The organism is Leisingera sp. ANG-M1, assembly GCF_000813745.1.
Lineage (GTDB): Bacteria > Pseudomonadota > Alphaproteobacteria > Rhodobacterales > Rhodobacteraceae > Leisingera.
This window is the reverse complement of record NZ_JWLC01000088.1, coordinates 1-259: the sequence shown is the minus strand read 5'-3', so window position 1 is coordinate 259 and position 259 is coordinate 1. Positions and strand designations below refer to the sequence as shown.

The window sequence follows — 259 nt, the reverse complement described above, 5'->3', positions numbered from 1 at the left end:
CGAAACCCAGCCCTTCCCGGTCCCCCCCGCCGCATCCCCCGAAGCTTCCCAGGCGTGCGCAGTTGCTGCGGAATCGAGCGGAGTGCGCGCAGAACGGTCAAAGCACGCAAGATCAGCCACGTCCTGGAACCAGCAGGATAGCTCCGCGAGATCCGGTTTTTCGAGCGGCCTGAGCGCAAACTGGCACTCTGGAGAGTCGGACATGCGCCTGTCCTCCCTTTCCTTCCAGGCGGTTCAGCTTTTTCAGTGCAATCCCAGC

Annotated in this window: 1 pseudogene; it reads right to left on the bottom strand. The window is 62.9% G+C overall.

Annotated features, from left to right (window positions below):
* Positions 1-204 (bottom strand): annotated as a pseudogene (locus tag RA19_RS27305) (GNAT family N-acetyltransferase); the annotation flags it as partial.
* Between the last annotated feature and the right edge of the window lie 55 nt (positions 205-259).